This is a genomic window from Pedobacter zeaxanthinifaciens (assembly GCF_003313335.1).
Taxonomy (GTDB): domain Bacteria; phylum Bacteroidota; class Bacteroidia; order Sphingobacteriales; family Sphingobacteriaceae; genus Pedobacter; species Pedobacter zeaxanthinifaciens.
The window spans coordinates 271,375-288,009 of the sequence record NZ_QMHP01000006.1; the positions used below are offsets into that span (position 1 = coordinate 271,375).

Below are 16,635 nucleotides of genomic sequence, written 5' to 3' on the forward strand. Positions count from 1 at the left end.
AGAAAAGTATTGTTAATCATTCGTTCTTCTATATCTTAAATAAAAGAAAACTAAGTTAAAGGCTATCACCACATGGTTAATTAGGTTGGGAACAAAGCCATAGTAGCGACTAAAAATTTGAAATCTTTCTTTTAAGCTTTCGCGATGTTTTTTCTTGCTCATGCCGCCAACTAAATATTTGGCAACATATAGATGAGTGTTTACAATGCTTGAGGCTTTTTTGGCAATTTTAATAATCCAGTCAATATCTGCACTGTATTTATAACTCAAATCATAAGGGGTAGTGAGGCTGCGTTTAATGTAAATGGCCTGGTGACTAATGCTCATGCCATATTTAAAGCTGCGCCAGGTAAAAGTTTCCGGAGCTTGATGCCTTCTCCTACCCAAACTCTGCCAATTTTCATCGTACATCTCCGTTTCTCCATAATAAATATCTGCATTGGGAGCAGTAGCAAAAACCCTCTCCACTGTACTTTGATCGTAAATTTCATCGCCAGAATTCATGAACAAAACGTAATCCCCAGTTGCCAAAGCCAAGCCTTTATTCATCGCATCATATATGCCTTTATCTTTTTCAGAAACTAATTTAGCTAAGCGACCCTCATATTTTTTGATTATTGCTAAAGTACCATCCGTAGAAGCGCCATCAATTACAATGTATTCGATGTTACCATAAGTTTGGTTTAAAACCGATAACATGGTACGCTCAATATCTTTTACATTATTATAAACGATGGTGATAATGGACAGTTTAGGAAGCATAGTACAATTTTAAGAATGACAAAGGCTGAATTTAATTTGGAAAGAGCGGTTACTTTAAGTCTAACTTCACATCAGAAACTAATCTGCCAATAGGATAACGCATAAAAGTAGGCTCATAATAATCAGAATTTTTATAGATAAACTCCAACTGTGCATAAGCACTTTTATTTAAATCAGGGTTTTTAGCCTTTTCTAATTGTAGCTTTTCTTTTAAGGATGGATTGGATTGGAGTAGCTTGGCGGCGGTATCTTCAAAAACATAAGACGAAAAATGTTCCTTTTGCCCTAAAATCGAATCAAAAAAGTTCCAATTGAAAAATGAATCGGGGGCTTGAGGTTCCAAGGTTTCTATCAGGTACCTGTTGCTTGGTTGGTTGGCAAATACCACAAAATCTTCAGCATAACAATTAATGGTTTGCATTTGCGGCACTACCTTTACCGCCGAATGCAGGTAATGACCCTCAAAAGGCTTTTGCGCCGTTTTCATGTCTGCAATGTAATACATCTGCAACGAGAGTTTAGTATCGCTTTTTAGCTGCTGCATTTTTACATTGTTCAGTTTCAAAAGCTCAATTACTTTGGTCCACGCTTTTGGTATAACGTAAGCAATAGGTTTTTCTACGGTTAAGGCGGGTTCGAAATTGTTCCACTGTTTAATGGTTTTGGTGTACGGCTGGTTTCTGTCGTAATATAACCGGTCTAAACCGCTAACTTCGCTAGGTTTATACTTGGCAGTATAGCCTTTAAATTCAATTTCATCGTACCTATCCTTGTTCAGCTTCCAATCTAGCACAAAGCTTTTTTGCTTGCTCACTTGGTCTTTAGCCTTGGCTACGCTTTCGCCTATTATTTTAGCGTCTTTATTTACCAGCTCCACGTAAGTCTGTAATAAATCGTAGGTTGCAGCCACACGTTTATCAAAAGGTTTGAGCATGTGGGTTTCGGGCATAAAGCCAATGGTGTTGTGTAACGCAGCGTATCCGGTACTATATCGCGGGCCTTCCATAAATCCGGTAATGCCATCATCAGGCGTTTCATTAATTGAATTTACATAGGGTACTAGTTCGAAACCTTTCAACTTCATGGAATGATAAAGATACGGTAGCATGTTTTTAGTAAGATATTCAGCCAGTGTAGCGTTTAATTTATCCTTCTGCGTAGGAATCAAAGTCATTGTGTACTGGTAATCTGCACCATTGCTCGTATGTGTATCCACAAAAATTTCAGGTTCCCAAGTGTTGAATATTTGCTGGAAAGTAGCGGAGTTCTTGGAATCAGTTTTAATGAAGTCACGGTTCAAATCGTAGTTTTTACTATTGCCCCTAAAGCCGTAAGCAACTGGTCCGTTTTGGTTAGCTCGTGAAGTGCCAGTGCGGTTAAAGCTACCATCAATATTATAAATTGGAATGATACAGATGGTGACTTGTTCAGGTAGGTTTCCGTTTTTCAACAAGTCTCTGGCTAACATCATGCTGGCGTCAATGCCTTCGGGTTCACCCGGGTGAATGCCATTGTTGATTAGCAAAACTCTTTTGTTGTTAAGCTTACTCTGTTTGGGCTCAAACCATCCATTTTTATTGAGTACAAGCAAGTGTAGCGGTTTACCAAAATCAGTGCTGCCATAACTTAGTAACCTAGCCTGTTTTGGAAACGACTTAGCAAGAGAAGTGTAAAAGCTAATGGCCTCCTGATAAGTGGAGGTGGCCGTTTTTCCACTTTTTTCAAATGGCGTTAGCTGTCCAAAAGCGCTCAATACGCCAAACACAAAAAGCAAACTTAAGTTTATCCGCATCATCAGTTGATTTGAGGATAAAAATAGCTTTTTGTTTTATAAGAAAGTGAATATCCTATTGGAAAGTAAATTATCTGATCGTCTTCGAGCTTAAACCTTTAGGGCCGAAAGTGTATTTAAAGCCGGCAGATAGGAAAAAGTAAATGTCTTTGCTTACATTTTTAAACGGTGGTGGAGAGTTGTAGCCATCAAAATTATCCCCGAAATCATAAGCGGCTTGATAGTTAATGTTAAAGATGTAGCGTATATCTCCCCAACCGTCAGGGAAGTAAAAATCTATACCCACATTAAGAGGCATAACAAAATCGGTACTTTTAGAAACGCCAGGGAAGACGTAGCCAGTTCCGGGTTGCACCCTTACTGCATCAACGTTATTTGCTATTACACCTAAACCAGTTCCAATGTAAAAACCTTTGGTATAATTTAAAAAGTCGCTGTAATAAAAATCTGTGATTTCGCCAGCTCTAAACTTTACGTTAGCATACATTGCAGTGTAGGAGTTGGAGAAAGCTTTTAAGTGCCCAACATCTGGTAAATCTGCACCTTTTAGCTTACCATTTTGCACCTCTAAACCAGCAGTAATAAAAGGAGTGAAGTGATAATCTAAATATCCTGCAAATGAGTAAGAATATTGGCCCTTACCTACATCTGTGAATGAATAGTTTGCACCACCACCAAGTCCTGCACTCAATCTATAAAAATTTGATTGGCCAAATGCAGTAGCCGTTACAAAGATCAATAATAAAGCTAAGTATCGTTTTTTCAAGTTGTTATAAATTAAGTGCTTGCTCTACAAAAGTATAATCTTTAATCAAAAAAATAAACAATATCTTTGAATTTATGCAAGATATGAAAATAAACGCTGTTTCTACAACTAAAAGGTTTATGGAGTATGTAAAAATCGATACTCAATCGGATGTTTTATCTGCTACTATTCCATCAACAGCTAAACAAAAAAACTTAGGTAAATTATTGGTTGCCGAGCTATTGGAATTGGGCTTGGCTGATGCACATTTGGACGAGTACGGATATGTGTATGCTACCATTCCTGCTACCACCGATAAGCAGAATGTGCCTGTAATTTGTTTTTGTTCTCATATGGATACGTCGCCAGATTGCAGTGGTGAAAATGTGAAACCTATTATCCATCAAAATTACCAAGGTCAGGATTTAGTTTTGCCAGATGACCCGAGCGTGGTTTTAAGAATGAATGAACATAAAGACCTGAAGAACCAAATTGGAAATGATATTATTACAGCAAGTGGCACAACGCTTTTAGGTGCAGATAACAAGGCCGGTGTAGCTGAAATTATGGAAGCAGCTACATACTTGGTGCAAAACCCACAGCTTAAACATGGCGTAATTAAGATATTATTTACCCCCGATGAAGAAATTGGACGTGGAGTAGATAAGGCCGACCTTAAAAAATTAGGTGCTGATTTTGCCTACACTATTGATGGGGAAACTTTAGGTTCTATCGAAGATGAAACTTTCTCTGCAGATGGTGCTAAATTAGTTATTCATGGCGTAAGTGCTCACCCCGGATTTGCTAAAGGAAAAATGGAAAGTGCCATTAAAATATTGGCTGAAATTATAAATGCTTTGCCCAAAAATTTAACGCCTGAAACTACAGCTAAAAAGGAGGGTTTCATTCATCCGGTATCAATTAATGGGAGCGTTGAACAGGCAGAAGCCAATTTTATTTTGCGTGATTTTGATAATGCATTATTGAAAGCTCATGGCACTACATTGGAGCAAACCGTTAAAAATGTGATGGAGCGCTACCCAAAATCAAGCTACACATTAACCATCAAAGAGCAGTACCGCAATATGAAAGAGGTGCTTGATCAGTACCCACAAATAATGGCTAATGGTATAGAAGCGTTAAAAAGAGCCGGACTTAATCCGGTGACACGAAGTATTAGGGGCGGTACTGACGGGTCAAGATTATCATTTATGGGCCTGCCCTGTCCAAACATTTTTACCGGAGGCCATGCTTTTCATGGGAAACAGGAATGGGTTGCTGTGCAGGATATGGTTAAAGCCGTGGAAACCATTGTGCATTTAGCTCAAGTTTGGGAAGAAAGAAGTTAATTTACAAATGACGTTTTAGATTTAGGATTTGCTAGCTTTAACTATGTGTTAATGCTTTTCAATCGTAATTCGTAACTCTAAAATCATAAATTACAGCGTAAGTTGAGCCAAGTATTGGTCATTTTCGTCTGTATATACGATGTTGCAATTCCAGCCATGTTGTTTGCACAAGCGCTTTAACGTGGTTGGATCAATATAAAGCCAATTAAACCAGCTACCCTTATGCTTTTTATACTCATAGCAGTAGCTAATTTCCCCGAAATAATGGTCGGCTGGCATGGGCATGTCTTCATATAGATAGGAAATATCAGAGCTGTCGAATAACAGTTGGCCCTTTGGATTGAGTATTTTTTTCGCATTATGCAGGAAGTTCTCGAAGCCTTGCAGCGTTCCGGTCAGTCCAATCCCGTTCATCATAAATAGCAAGGTGTCGTATTTTTCTTCTACTGTGAAAAAATCTTTGAGGAGGGGGTTTTTAACGCCACGCTCTTTCATAATTTGGGTGGCAATGGCCGATATATCTATAGCGGTTACATCAAATTCTTTATCTAAAATTAAGGCATGGCTACCTACACCGGCACCAACATCCAAAATTTTGCCTTTACAAAGCTGCATTGCTTTTAGTTCAATATCGGGCATTTCATCCTCGTCCCTAAAAAATACCTCTATTGGCATTTCTTCAGGTTCATCATAGGAGTTGTGCAGCCATAAAATATCCGCTTTACCTGTGCGATGAAAATCTAAAAGGGCATTTCCGTAAATATCCATTTTCAAAGATACGGAAACACCCTAATACATTTTTGCACGAATTAGAAAGCCACATTACAACCAATCAAATCATCAGTTTTTGTATTGCTTCGTATTTCGAGAGATGTTATAAAGCTAAGCGTTCAATCTGTCAGCTTTATCTTTAACCATCCCTGCCACATCGGCTAGCTTGTCCTTAGATTTGTCGAATAAATCGCAAAACCAATCGCCAATTTTGCTTTTCATATCGCTGTCTTTATCCGATGAAATTACTAATGCTACTACGGCGCCTAAAGCTATCCCCGCTAAAACACCACCTAATATCTTTGTTTGCTTTGTCATAATTAAAATTCTTTGTTTATTAAAAAACGGAGGTGCAACAGTATTGTTTTAAGGATTTTGATAAAATTGAGTAAGCTTATGGTTGATGAGCTGTGAAGTTTAGCCCTAGTATTGTAGAATTGGCGAATAAGTGCTAGCTTGTATATATTTTTAAATGATGTAGTGTATTACAAAAATCAATTTATTGCAATTTTTCTTTCTACTGTAGCAATCTTGTATAGTTCATTTTTCTACTATCAAAATAGAAAGCTCGAAGCTATTGTTCCATCAACATATCATATTGTTTTGTCGCAGAGCTGCGGCTATTACAAACGAGCATCTGCTGTACGCATCAGCTTTGGAAGCGAGATTTATTCCATTAAATTAACTAGAAATGAATGTGAGAAATATCCAATTGGTTCCAAAATAGCTTTAAAGTATAATAAGAAATGGGATTATTTTTATAAACCTGATGGATTAAAGAGGGATAAATCCAGGATGTCTTTTATAGCTGCGATTTTGTTGATATCGCTAATTCCTTGGAAAATAGTAAAAAAGCTTAGATAAGCACTGGTCGTACTACTCCTTCAAATGTTTGCATCCACTTGTGATAAAAGAGATTGACTAATTCGATTAAGGCACAACGGAAGCTTGCTCCAGAAAGGAGAAAAAGTCTAAAGAGTTGATAATGGTCATAACACCAATAAGCCCCATGAAATTTAAATACAGATATACAACAGCATGAAAAATCTTCGGTTAAAAATAGGAGGCACAGTGATAATGTTCATTTTATCTATGAGCTTTTTACTCTCTTGTAAAGGACAGATAAAACAACAAGCAAATTCACTTTCAATAGTATTTTTTCAGTGTCAAAGGTATGCATCACCTGAATGTGCAGATAAATTTTTTAAGGCTTTTCCAAGTGATTTTTCTGAATTTTTAGCTATTTACGGTTATTCTGATAAGTTTGGCCCTGGGCCAAACTATGATGCAAGTAAAGACCAAATCGATTATTTTTTTAAAATTTCTTCAAGGATAAAACCTGAAAGATTTTCTAAGAAGGTGATCAATATTTGCATCGGTGGATATTGGGATGCTGATGCAGTAAATTATCTTCAAGTTGGTGTACAGGATTATTTTTGCAAAAATTCGACTGTTGTATTGAGATTAATTTCTAATTTACAAGAGAGCCAAAGCGCAAAATTTTGGTGCTTTATTTTAGACGGACCTGTGTTTGATAACGATAATTATGAAAGAATTAAAAAAGTATTGTCGAATTATCCTGTACAAAGAAAAATCTTTATTGACATGGCTAAAAAAATCAGAAATAAGTCCTAAATAGATAATAGACCCTGTTTAAACTCCCTATGGCGCAAGCGTCCGCTTGTGATACTTTAATTGAATAAAAGGCATAAGCGAAGCGAAGGCTTGCGCCAAACAGGGACAGTTTTTGTCAGAGGCAATTAGCAATGGGAGGAAAAGAGGAACATAAAAATCTTTCTAATGAACGGTCTTGAACTTTTAAGAATTTTAGCTTACAAATGGATGCCGTTCAAAATACAACGAAATTTATTACAGCCTATAATGAAGATTTTAAAGCGCACCGATAGTTTGAGCCTAGTTCTGATATTCGCCCTACACTTGTTTACCACGTGTAAATCTGACGTTGTTAAAATAAATTATGTTATATCAAGGGAAGATAGTATCAAACGTGCTATAAGTACTAGAAGTGATGGAGTTGTACTTATGCCTCCTACTGTAGAATATTCAAGGTTTAATTTTTTCATTGATTCAAAAGGCGATCTATATTACTTTGCTTTCTCTGAGCCAGTGAAGACCTTGGGCGTTGTGGATGAGCTAGATCCAAGTACATTATCTCTAATCCGAGGAAACCTAATCAAGGTTTTAAAGGGTGAAGAGGTATCTTTCTTCAAAAGAGAAGTCGTAGATAAAAAAATAGCAGAAAAAATAAAAACAATAACTATAGCTTCGGAAGCAGACACTATTAAAGGTGATTTCGGTAATTATCTCATGAAGTTGAAGTCAAGTTCAAACAGTAATATCTCTTTAAATATCAGAAGAACGTTTAAGTCTGAAATTGAATCGCTAAATTGAAATATATTTAGGTGCTAACTGGAAAAACCGGGAAACATCCCCCGCTGTTCTAGATGTTAAGCACAGCCCCCACTTGGTTTAAATCTTCCGTAGGGCGACTTAAATCCAAAATGAAAGGCGAAGACTTTGTCTTGGTCATGTTGGTAACGGAGAAATTGAAGGCAGGTCCTAGCTGTCTAGAGACCGTTGTTTAATAAAGAGATTTAAGTGATCCGATGGAACACTTAAACCAGTGGGAGCTGGAATTCCTACGTTAATAGATTATGACATTGAAGTGCCAGGTTGTTTTAGCATAAGCTATGATTACAATAAATCAATTATTCAAGCCAATTCTTACACTAAAGGAGATCAAGAATAAAATGAGAAAAATAATTTTAGTTTTAATTCTTTTTGCGATAGGATCTGCTATGTTGATAAACATGCTGATAATCAGGCCTAGATCAATAAACTTTATAAGGGGACAAATAAATGAGGGATTTAATGGATATATCGCATATAAAAATAATCAAAAAGGATTCTATTTATATTTGGTTGATGATTATCAGATGGTTGAAAGGTTGAAACTCGATACTTTATTTGAGAGCGAGGCATTCGATAAGCCAAAAATAGGCGGATTTATAAGGCATATCATATTCGCTGATTCTTTGTTATACAGAGCATCTCAAATTGGTGATAAAATAGAAAAGTTGCCGAATAGTAATAAATGTGTTTTGTTCGTTAAGGAAGCAGTTTTTAAGTTTAATTGTTATGCAATCTCTTCGGATGATAGAAAACAAGCAGCCGAAATAAAGGAATGGAAAACAAATGAAATAGGTTACTGGAAAAGCATTTATCAGTAGTATAAAATATTAAGGCGCTACGACCCAGTAACTCCCAAGTGGAACTCCCCACTGGTTTAAGTTTTCGCTTTTTAGCGGCCAATTAAATCAATTTGGACTTTTAAGCTCCTATGGGGCACTAAACCAGTGGGGCTATTAAAAAAATGGCATGACGTAGATATCCCGTAGCGTGAGTGCGGGTGCATCCAAAGGGGCGGGTGCGACTTTGGGAGTGAGTTATTCCCTGCCAATATTTAAATCGCAGTTTAGATGAAAAAAAATATGATAGTAGGATTGATATTCCTTGTTGTTGTTGCTTTTCTACTGGTTAGGCAATTTTTAGATGCTGGAAAAGAGTATAAAAGCAGTTACGATTTTATAATTGAAAAGATAGAAGTCACTCCTACCAAAAAGTTAATTTTGTACGATAGTATTGGAGTTGAATTTTTCTCTGTGAATTATTCAATTGTTGAAAATGATAATATAGAGATTGGGGACTCCATTTCTAAACAATCGTGTTCCAAACTTCTCTATGTTTACAAAAAGAACGATAAAGGGGATTATCAAGAATATAAAAGAAAGTCTCCTTCTGGTCTGTTTCCCTATAATTGGTTCTGTAAATGAAAATAGTAGTTAAGTTTGTTTATTTTTATTTTCTATAATCGTCATATCCTGTAGCTTTAGTGCCCCACTGGTTTAAGTATTCGCTAGTTCAGCGGCAACTTAAATCCAATTTGGAGAAGACTTTTGGCGGCTATAATATTTTTGCAAGTAAGATATTCAGCCTTGGAGATCGTGGTTTTTAAAGACTTTTAACGTTCCGATGGAACACTTAAACCAAAAGGGGAAAAATAAACATTGGTAAAATTACACCACCGAGACAATGATAAAAAGAAAATTGAAACCCGAGGAGATTGAATTGCTTGTTTATATGATAAAAGATACCCCTGAAGGTAAGAAAATAATAAACAAGCTTCCAGATTTGATCGTTGAGGAAATGGATGACGGAGGTATGGGCAGTTTACAAGTCGCTGTAGAAAACAAAGATGAAAGACTTTTTATGAGAGAACTTGCAAATATTGATTTATTTGATATAGATGGAGTTCCGTTATTTATTTCTGTAAATTTAGATACAAATGGAGATTTTTATGAATTGGATATATTTAAAGGAGATTTTTCTCCTTTGAAAAAATTTCCATCAGTTCCCTTATAGCTTAAGGTTAATTTAGTGTATAGTATTTTCTTGTGGTAAATATCGATAAATCAAAAGCCCAGCGATGTGAGAATTGCTGGGCTTTATTGTGCATACCCGCTCTGGTTTAAGTGTTCGCTTTTTCATCGGTCACTTAAATCTTAAATAAAAACCGAAGACTCCGTTTGGCAATACCTGCCTGAAGAATTATTACTATGTGGACGGGATCCAGTATACCAACGGCGTGATAGATTTTATCCAGACCGCGGAGGGCACCGCCCTGAACAGTGGCGGCAGCTACAGCTACAGATACAATCTTTCGGACCACCTTGGAAATGTGCGCACAACTTTCGATATTTACAACAATGCTGTGCGGATATTACAGCGTGACGACTACTATGCCTTTGGGCTGAGGAAGGCGGCGGTCGGCGGTAACAACAATCCCGCAGATGCTGGATACAACGGCAAGGAACTGCAGGACGAACTAGAACGGTACGATTACTGGGCAAGGTTCTATGACCCGGTTATCGGGAGATGGAATGTCGTTGATCCGTTGGCGGAGAAGATGAGGAGGCATTCGCCATATAACTATGTGTTTAACAATCCAATAAGATATATAGATCCTGATAGGATGTCTCCAACATGGATAAAGGGTACGGACGGTAAAAAGGTAACTTATACAATAAAAATGGAACAGTTAATTGGAGCTCGAATGCATCTGTCGATACAAAAAAAGTTGGTAATGCGATAGTAGCAAATGGTGGGGCTAGTGTTTTGGCAAAGGCACGTGATTCGGCGCATCCTGTTGAATTTACCTTGTCTGAATCAAAACATCCAACAAAACTTGGCGAAACAAGAACTGAATATGCTTGGTATAGCTCTCAAAAAAGAGGCGAGGTTAAGGCTGCTAAGATTACATTGTTCGAAGGAAATTTAAAAGAGATAATAAATCATGTAGCCAATGGTGGGAGCTTTTCCTCGTCTGACCTCAAGTAGCATTATATACGGCAGCAGCAAAGGCAAATGATTATGATGCTATTCTAGCTGCAGATGCAGCACATGAAATAACTCATGCAACAGATAAAAACAATCTGAGAATGACAATGAGAGATCAACAGCTTGGTGAGCACAACGATACAGAATCTGGACCTTAAGCCGTTGAAAGTCAAATATTAAAAAATTCTCAGATAAAAAGAGATGCAATAAGTCAAGTTCAGACCTTCATAAAATCATTTCTATAATGAAAATAAAAATCACCATTTTGTTACTAGTGTTTACTTGGTCAATAACCAGCAAAGCGCAAAAAGTTTCATTCGAGTTGAAACGAAGAAAACAGCAAATTGAATTTTTGGTTATTCAAAAAGAATTTGAAGATACAAAAGATAATTTTATATCGTACAAAAAATATATATATGAACGGACTGTGTATGAAAAAAGGAACTTGAGTGTAGATTATAGAATTTTTATTTTTGGAGCAACTTCTAATCACTCCAAAAATTATATATGTTTAACTACAAGCAAATCTATTAGATTCTTGGAATCTAAGGATTTTAACACTGATTTAATTGAGATAATTAGTTTTATTCACTTATCTTCTCCAGATTTTTCAGCTACAAAACTATTAAACTTATTCGAGGATATTTCTTTGTGTTATGCAGAAAACAATAAGACAAGTAATCATGGATTTTGATTAGTTAATCTATATGTCCAGCGTAGCGGGGCTTGTGCTAATGTCTAGCACAAGCCCCCCCAACTGCTTTAAGTGTTCGCTTTTTCAGCGGTCACTTAAATCTTAAATAAAAACCGAAGACTCCGTCTGGCAATACCTGCCTGAGGAATTATTACTATGTGGACGGAATCTCCCCCTTGGTTTAAGTCTTCCGAAGGGCGACTTAAATCATTAAATCCAAAATTAAAAGCGAAGACTTTGTCTTGGTCATGTTAGTAATGGAGAAATTGAAGGCAGATCCTAGCTGTCTAGAGACCTTTATTTAATAAAGATATTTAAGTAATCCTATGGAGCATTTAGACTAGTGGGGTGGGTTCAAACGGTAGAATAATTTCCGATATTAGGCCACAAAAATATAAATAAAAATATGCTAACGAAATATCTTACAGTTGGATTAATTTGTTTGGGAGTTTTCATTTCTTTATATAGCGTAGTAAGGAATTATAGAGTTAAAAATTGCCAAAATGAATATGGGCTAGCCTATAATCGTAAAAGAAAAGCATTGGGCATACCACTTATACCTAGTTATTGGCATATCAAAGAGCAAAGTTCTGATTTTATTTGGTGGGAAGGTAATGAAAACGTGATAGGACATAAAAGGAAGTCCGTAATGTTTTCCGGTTGTAGTATCTATGGCGAGCTTGACGTTTACAATCTACCTTTAAAAGATGGTATCCCGCGTTTAATTGAAATTGAGTATAAATATGGGAAAAATCGTGATAATGATTCTATAACTTATACTTATCAAGTCGGGAATTCTGCGACCGTAGTCTCTAAATATTTAATAGATAGCTTATTTTCAGTCGAAAGAATCAAAAAAAATTAATTGTTTTATTAGCTAAAAGAACCCAATATGACATTGAAGAAAAAACAGGTGGCTATGGATAAATTTGAAATACAATTTACAACAGAGGGCACAGGTTACGAAGTGAACTATTTTTTTGAAAGAAGATTGGGTAAATGGTTTTTAATTTCAGTTAGCGATTTATCAGACTAGTTTAATCACTTTAGTAAAAGGCATTCAACTCATTTCATCAGTTTGGCATAGTTGCGATTCGCTATCGTTCCCAAAAAAAATCCCCAAGCCTTTAACAGACTTGGGGATGGTAAAAAATTTATAAGATATTGAGAATTAAACTTCCTCTTCGCTAGCAAATTTTGCGGTGAAGTAATCCCTGTTCATACGGGCAATGTTTTCCAAAGAGATGCCTTTTGGACACTCAGCTTCGCATGCGCCAGTATTGGTACAGTTACCAAAACCTTCTTCATCCATTTGAGCAACCATGCTTTGCACCCTGCGGTAACGCTCAGGCTGTCCTTGTGGTAATAAAGCCAATTGAGATACTTTTGCAGATACAAAAAGCATTGCAGAAGCATTTTTACAAGTAGCTACACATGCGCCACAACCAATACAAGCAGCAGCTTCAAAAGCAGCATCAGCTTGCACCTTTGGTATAGGCAGTGCGTTAGCATCTTGTGCATTACCCGTATTTACCGATACGAAACCACCTGCAGCAATGATGCGGTCAAAAGCAGAACGATCTACCGCTAAGTCCTTAATTACTGGAAATGCTTTTGCTCTCCAAGGTTCAACCACAATGGTATCGCCATCCTTAAACGAGCGCATGTGCAATTGGCAGGTAGTTACCAAGTCCTTAGGGCCGTGCGGCTGTCCGTTGATGAACATTGAGCACATACCGCAAATACCCTCTCTACAGTCGTGGTCAAATACAACTGGTTCTTCGCCTTTGGTAATTAATTGCTCATTTAAAACATCAAACATCTCTAAAAAAGACATGTCTGGAGAAATGCCAGAAAGTTGGTAATCAACTAATTTACCAGCTGAATTTTTGTTTTTTTGACGCCAAACTTTTAGCGTTAAATTCATATTTCCTGTACTCATTTTTTTAAGTATTGAGTATTGCGTATTGCGTATTGAGATTAAATCTCGCTAAACTTTACACTATACTATTAACGACTTTATAACAGTTCTTTGAGCTATCGTATTTCTCAATACGCAAATCTCAATACGCTGTACTATTTATAATTCCTTTGTGCTACTTTAATATTTTCGTAGTTCAACTCTTCTTTGTGCAATTCGAACTCGCTTTCGCCTTTGTATTCCCAAGCGGCTACATAAGCAAAGTTTTCGTCGTCACGTTTTGCCTCACCTTCTTCTGTTTGGTGCTCTTCTCTAAAGTGTCCACCACAGCTTTCTTCTCTGTTAAGGGCATCAATACACATCAACTCACCCAATTCAATAAAGTCGGCAACACGGTGCGCTTTTTCTAATTCTGGGTTAAATTCATCTGCAGAACCTGGCACTTTAACGTCTGACCAAAATTCTCTGCGTAAAGCCTGAATATCGCTAATTGCTTTTTCCAAACCTTGTCTATTACGAGCCATACCACAATATTCCCACATAATGTGGCCTAATCTTTTGTGGAAATGATCTACAGATTTAGTACCGTTAATGCTCAAGAACTTGTCTATAGTTGCTTTAACGTTGTTTTCAGCTTCCACAAATGCAGGGTGATCTGTAGGAATTGGCTTTGTAGCGATTTCTTTTGACAAGTAAGCGCCAATAGTGTAAGGCAATACAAAATAACCATCTGCCAAGCCTTGCATCAATGCCGATGCACCTAAGCGGTTAGCACCATGGTCAGAGAAGTTAGCTTCGCCAGTGCAATATAAACCTGGAATGGTAGTCATTAAGTTGTAATCAACCCAAACCCCACCCATGGTATAGTGTACCGCTGGATAAATACGCATTGGTGTTTCGTAAGGATTTTCACCGGTAATTTGCGCATACATGTCAAACAAGTTACCATATTTTTCTTTCACCACCTCACGGCCTAAGCGCATGCAGGTTTCTTTATCAGGATTATGGTTTCCTTGTTTGCTAGCTTCGATACGTCCGTAACGCTCAGTGTTAGCCGCAAAATCTAAATATACAGCCAGTTTAGAAGCACCTACACCGTAACCTGCATCACAACGTTCCTTAGCAGCACGTGAAGCAACGTCACGAGGTACTAAGTTACCGAAAGCAGGGTAACGACGCTCTAAATAGTAATCTCTTTCTTCCTCTGGAATATCCTGAGGCTTACGAGGATCGTCTTTCTGTTTTGGAACCCAAATACGGCCATCATTACGTAACGACTCCGACATTAGGGTTAATTTCGACTGATGATCGCCTGAAACAGGGATACAAGTAGGGTGAATTTGTGTATAGCAAGGGTTGGCGAAGAAAGCACCTTTTTTGTGCACTTTCCAAGCTGCCGTAACGTTGCTACCCATTGCATTGGTAGATAAGTAGAATACGTTTCCGTAACCACCAGTACCTAACACTACAGCGTGGCCAAAGTGGCGTTCCAATTCGCCAGTAATCAAATTACGAGCAATGATACCGCGAGCTTTGCCATCAATAACAACTACATCAAGCATCTCGTGGCGGGTGTACATTTGTACTTTACCCATGCCCACTTGGCGCTCTAAAGCACTGTATGCACCTAATAAAAGCTGTTGCCCGGTTTGTCCGGCAGCGTAAAAAGTACGTTGTACTTGCGTACCACCAAATGATCGGTTATCTAACAAACCGCCATATTCACGAGCCAAAGGCACACCTTGAGCCACACATTGGTCAATGATGTTTACACTTACCTCAGCTAAGCGGTGTACGTTTGCTTCACGGGCTCTATAATCGCCACCTTTAATGGTGTCGTAAAATAAACGATAAACGCTATCACCATCATTTTGGTAATTTTTTGCTGCGTTGATACCACCTTGAGCCGCAATAGAGTGCGCCCTACGAGGTGAGTCTTGAAAGCAAAAACACTTTACTTTGTAGCCCATTTCGGCTAACGTAGCAGCTGCAGATGCACCCGCTAAGCCTGAGCCTACTACAATTACTTCTAAGCTTCTTTTGTTCGCCGGGTTAACCAACGGTATAGAAGATTTATATTTTGTCCACTTTTGGGTTAATTCTCCCTCAGGGATATTTGAATTTAGTTTCGACATTTACTTAATCTTTTTAGTTAAACGTTTCTGTTTAGCTGATCCATCCAAAATGAACTGCAATTGGCATCAATGCAAATACAAGTGGCACAATAATAGAGAACCAAACACCAATTGTTCTTACTACTGGTGTCCACTTTTTGTGGTTCCAACCCATTGATTGGAAAGCAGATTGAAAACCGTGCAGTAAATGGTAACCTAAAGAGACTACTCCTAAAATGTAAACTGCAACCACAATTGGACTCTGGAATATCATTACGATATTTTGGAAAGTATTGTGCTCCTGGTGCGTATAAACAGCAACCTTAGTTGGCCACCAAAAATGGTAAAGGTGCATTACTAAGAACATTAAAATTAATGTACCCAATAAGCCCATGCTACGTGAGTACCATTTGCTGTTAGCCTCGGGCTTATTGTACGCATATTTTTGAGGCCTAGCAGCATTGTTTTGTTGCGTTAAAATTAACGACTGTACAATGTGCAGAATGATGCCCAAAAATAGGCCAATTTCCAAAATGCGAACGATAATGTTATGCCCCATGAAATCGGCAGCTACATTAAATGTTTCGCCCCCATCATTTAAAAAAATCAGCGCATTTATAGATACGTGTATAATAAGGAATGAAATCAAAAACAGACCCGTTAACCCCATTACAAACTTTTTACCTATAGATGATGTAAAAGCTTTACTTAAACTACTCATTAGATTTGGTTATTTAATTAATTCTAGTGTGCAAAAGTATTTAAAATATGATTTAAAATAGTAACCACAACAACAAAAACACGATAAAGCACTTATTTAGAAACGTTCTAAAAAAAATGAGCTTTTGGCAACGTTTGCGCTTGTACTTTAAGTAGTTAATTTAAAAATGAGCGCAGTATTTTCATCGGCAATAGTAGCCCTGCTGTACGCTGCTATCTTTATTGTGAAAGTTAATGGTGACGGAAACTTACGAAGTTTAATTTCATTTGTAATTGTTCTTTAATGGTAAAATTGATTGCTTCGCCGTTTAAAAACTTCGTAAATTTAAATTGAGTGCAACAAAAAGGA

At 37.3% G+C, this 16,635-nt stretch carries 18 protein-coding genes; 10 read left to right on the forward strand and 8 right to left on the reverse strand.

Going from position 1 to position 16,635, the window contains the following annotated elements:
* Positions 1 to 12: 12 nt before the first annotated feature.
* The 3 genes from DUT68_RS11560 to DUT68_RS11570 all read right to left on the reverse strand — a co-directional run bounded on the left by DUT68_RS11560 (position 13) and on the right by DUT68_RS11570 (position 3,320).
* Positions 13 to 762 carry a glycosyltransferase family 2 protein gene (locus tag DUT68_RS11560; protein WP_113638355.1) on the reverse strand — a complete coding sequence of 250 codons (750 nt, stop codon included), beginning with the start codon at positions 760 to 762 and terminating at the stop codon, positions 13 to 15.
* A gap of 49 nt (positions 763 to 811) precedes the next feature.
* On the reverse strand, positions 812 to 2,557 hold the full coding sequence (locus tag DUT68_RS11565) for a M14 family metallopeptidase (protein ID WP_237088319.1): 1,746 nt from the start codon (positions 2,555 to 2,557) through the stop codon (positions 812 to 814).
* A 67-nt stretch (positions 2,558 to 2,624) separates the two neighbouring features.
* Entirely contained in the window at positions 2,625 to 3,320 is a 696-nt protein-coding gene (locus DUT68_RS11570; RefSeq protein WP_113638357.1) for a hypothetical protein, read from the reverse strand.
* Positions 3,321 to 3,394: 74 nt separating this feature from the next.
* Between DUT68_RS11570 and pepT the strand changes: the two genes are divergently transcribed.
* Entirely contained in the window at positions 3,395 to 4,648 is a 1,254-nt protein-coding gene (gene pepT / locus DUT68_RS11575; RefSeq protein WP_113638358.1) for a peptidase T, read from the forward strand.
* Between the two features lie 90 nt (positions 4,649 to 4,738).
* Here the strand turns inward: pepT and DUT68_RS11580 are convergent, their stop codons facing one another.
* Entirely contained in the window at positions 4,739 to 5,416 is a 678-nt protein-coding gene (locus tag DUT68_RS11580; RefSeq protein WP_198659578.1) for a methyltransferase domain-containing protein, read from the reverse strand.
* A gap of 114 nt (positions 5,417 to 5,530) precedes the next feature.
* On the reverse strand, positions 5,531 to 5,737 hold the full coding sequence (locus DUT68_RS11585; RefSeq protein WP_113638360.1) for a YtxH domain-containing protein: 207 nt from the start codon (positions 5,735 to 5,737) through the stop codon (positions 5,531 to 5,533).
* A 720-nt stretch (positions 5,738 to 6,457) separates the two neighbouring features.
* On the opposite strand from DUT68_RS11585, the gene DUT68_RS11595 reads away from it, so the two are divergent.
* The 9 genes from DUT68_RS11595 (at position 6,458) to DUT68_RS18350 (ending at position 12,567) form a co-directional block, all read left to right on the forward strand.
* Positions 6,458 to 7,054 carry a hypothetical protein gene (locus tag DUT68_RS11595; protein ID WP_157960849.1) on the forward strand — a complete coding sequence of 199 codons (597 nt, stop codon included), beginning with the start codon at positions 6,458 to 6,460 and terminating at the stop codon, positions 7,052 to 7,054.
* A gap of 165 nt (positions 7,055 to 7,219) precedes the next feature.
* Positions 7,220 to 7,831: a hypothetical protein gene (locus tag DUT68_RS11600; RefSeq protein WP_113638363.1), complete on the forward strand. Its 612-nt coding sequence runs from the start codon at positions 7,220 to 7,222 to the stop codon at positions 7,829 to 7,831.
* 299 nt (positions 7,832 to 8,130) lie between these two features.
* Positions 8,131 to 8,670, forward strand: coding sequence for a hypothetical protein (locus DUT68_RS11605; RefSeq protein WP_113638364.1), 540 nt, complete (start codon positions 8,131 to 8,133; stop codon positions 8,668 to 8,670).
* Between the two features lie 249 nt (positions 8,671 to 8,919).
* Positions 8,920 to 9,273 (forward strand): hypothetical protein, encoded by a 354-nt coding sequence (locus DUT68_RS11610; protein WP_113638365.1) that lies wholly within the window; start codon positions 8,920 to 8,922, stop codon positions 9,271 to 9,273.
* A 259-nt stretch (positions 9,274 to 9,532) separates the two neighbouring features.
* Complete coding sequence (locus DUT68_RS11615; RefSeq protein ID WP_113638366.1) at positions 9,533 to 9,862, forward strand: DUF6984 family protein; 330 nt, start codon at positions 9,533 to 9,535, stop codon at positions 9,860 to 9,862.
* A gap of 223 nt (positions 9,863 to 10,085) precedes the next feature.
* The gene (locus DUT68_RS11620) at positions 10,086 to 10,592 is read left to right on the forward strand and encodes an RHS repeat domain-containing protein (protein ID WP_306419620.1); all 507 of its coding nucleotides are present in this window, start codon (positions 10,086 to 10,088) and stop codon (positions 10,590 to 10,592) included.
* Between the two features lie 489 nt (positions 10,593 to 11,081).
* Positions 11,082 to 11,531, forward strand: coding sequence for a hypothetical protein (locus tag DUT68_RS11630; protein ID WP_113638369.1), 450 nt, complete (start codon positions 11,082 to 11,084; stop codon positions 11,529 to 11,531).
* A 406-nt stretch (positions 11,532 to 11,937) separates the two neighbouring features.
* The gene (locus tag DUT68_RS11635; RefSeq protein ID WP_113638370.1) at positions 11,938 to 12,396 is read left to right on the forward strand and encodes a hypothetical protein; all 459 of its coding nucleotides are present in this window, start codon (positions 11,938 to 11,940) and stop codon (positions 12,394 to 12,396) included.
* 27 nt (positions 12,397 to 12,423) lie between these two features.
* Entirely contained in the window at positions 12,424 to 12,567 is a 144-nt protein-coding gene (locus DUT68_RS18350) for a hypothetical protein (RefSeq protein WP_157960851.1), read from the forward strand.
* A gap of 135 nt (positions 12,568 to 12,702) precedes the next feature.
* Here the strand turns inward: DUT68_RS18350 and DUT68_RS11640 are convergent, their stop codons facing one another.
* The 3 genes from DUT68_RS11640 to DUT68_RS11650 form a co-directional block, all read right to left on the reverse strand.
* Entirely contained in the window at positions 12,703 to 13,473 is a 771-nt protein-coding gene (locus DUT68_RS11640) for a succinate dehydrogenase/fumarate reductase iron-sulfur subunit (RefSeq protein ID WP_113638371.1), read from the reverse strand.
* Between the two features lie 134 nt (positions 13,474 to 13,607).
* Entirely contained in the window at positions 13,608 to 15,587 is a 1,980-nt protein-coding gene (locus DUT68_RS11645) for a fumarate reductase/succinate dehydrogenase flavoprotein subunit (RefSeq protein ID WP_113638372.1), read from the reverse strand.
* 31 nt (positions 15,588 to 15,618) lie between these two features.
* Positions 15,619 to 16,287: a succinate dehydrogenase cytochrome b subunit gene (locus tag DUT68_RS11650; protein WP_113638373.1), complete on the reverse strand. Its 669-nt coding sequence runs from the start codon at positions 16,285 to 16,287 to the stop codon at positions 15,619 to 15,621.
* Positions 16,288 to 16,635: the final 348 nt, after the last annotated feature.

Bases quoted from the DNA above. Each gene is read 5' to 3' on its own strand.
- DUT68_RS11560 (WP_113638355.1), bottom strand. From the start codon at position 762: ATGCTTCCTAAACTGTCCATTATCACCATCGTTTATAATAATGTAAAA.
- DUT68_RS11565 (WP_237088319.1), bottom strand. From the start codon at position 2,557: ATGATGCGGATAAACTTAAGTTTGCTTTTTGTGTTTGGCGTATTGAGC.
- pepT (WP_113638358.1), top strand. From the start codon at position 3,395: ATGCAAGATATGAAAATAAACGCTGTTTCTACAACTAAAAGGTTTATG.
- DUT68_RS11580 (WP_198659578.1), bottom strand. From the start codon at position 5,416: ATGGATATTTACGGAAATGCCCTTTTAGATTTTCATCGCACAGGTAAA.
- DUT68_RS11585 (WP_113638360.1), bottom strand. From the start codon at position 5,737: ATGACAAAGCAAACAAAGATATTAGGTGGTGTTTTAGCGGGGATAGCT.
- DUT68_RS11595 (WP_157960849.1), top strand. From the start codon at position 6,458: ATGAAAAATCTTCGGTTAAAAATAGGAGGCACAGTGATAATGTTCATT.
- DUT68_RS11600 (WP_113638363.1), top strand. From the start codon at position 7,220: ATGAACGGTCTTGAACTTTTAAGAATTTTAGCTTACAAATGGATGCCG.
- DUT68_RS11605 (WP_113638364.1), top strand. From the start codon at position 8,131: ATGATTACAATAAATCAATTATTCAAGCCAATTCTTACACTAAAGGAG.
- DUT68_RS11610 (WP_113638365.1), top strand. From the start codon at position 8,920: ATGAAAAAAAATATGATAGTAGGATTGATATTCCTTGTTGTTGTTGCT.
- DUT68_RS11615 (WP_113638366.1), top strand. From the start codon at position 9,533: ATGATAAAAAGAAAATTGAAACCCGAGGAGATTGAATTGCTTGTTTAT.
- DUT68_RS11630 (WP_113638369.1), top strand. From the start codon at position 11,082: ATGAAAATAAAAATCACCATTTTGTTACTAGTGTTTACTTGGTCAATA.
- DUT68_RS11635 (WP_113638370.1), top strand. From the start codon at position 11,938: ATGCTAACGAAATATCTTACAGTTGGATTAATTTGTTTGGGAGTTTTC.
- DUT68_RS18350 (WP_157960851.1), top strand. From the start codon at position 12,424: ATGACATTGAAGAAAAAACAGGTGGCTATGGATAAATTTGAAATACAA.
- DUT68_RS11640 (WP_113638371.1), bottom strand. From the start codon at position 13,473: ATGAGTACAGGAAATATGAATTTAACGCTAAAAGTTTGGCGTCAAAAA.
- DUT68_RS11645 (WP_113638372.1), bottom strand. From the start codon at position 15,587: ATGTCGAAACTAAATTCAAATATCCCTGAGGGAGAATTAACCCAAAAG.
- DUT68_RS11650 (WP_113638373.1), bottom strand. From the start codon at position 16,287: ATGAGTAGTTTAAGTAAAGCTTTTACATCATCTATAGGTAAAAAGTTT.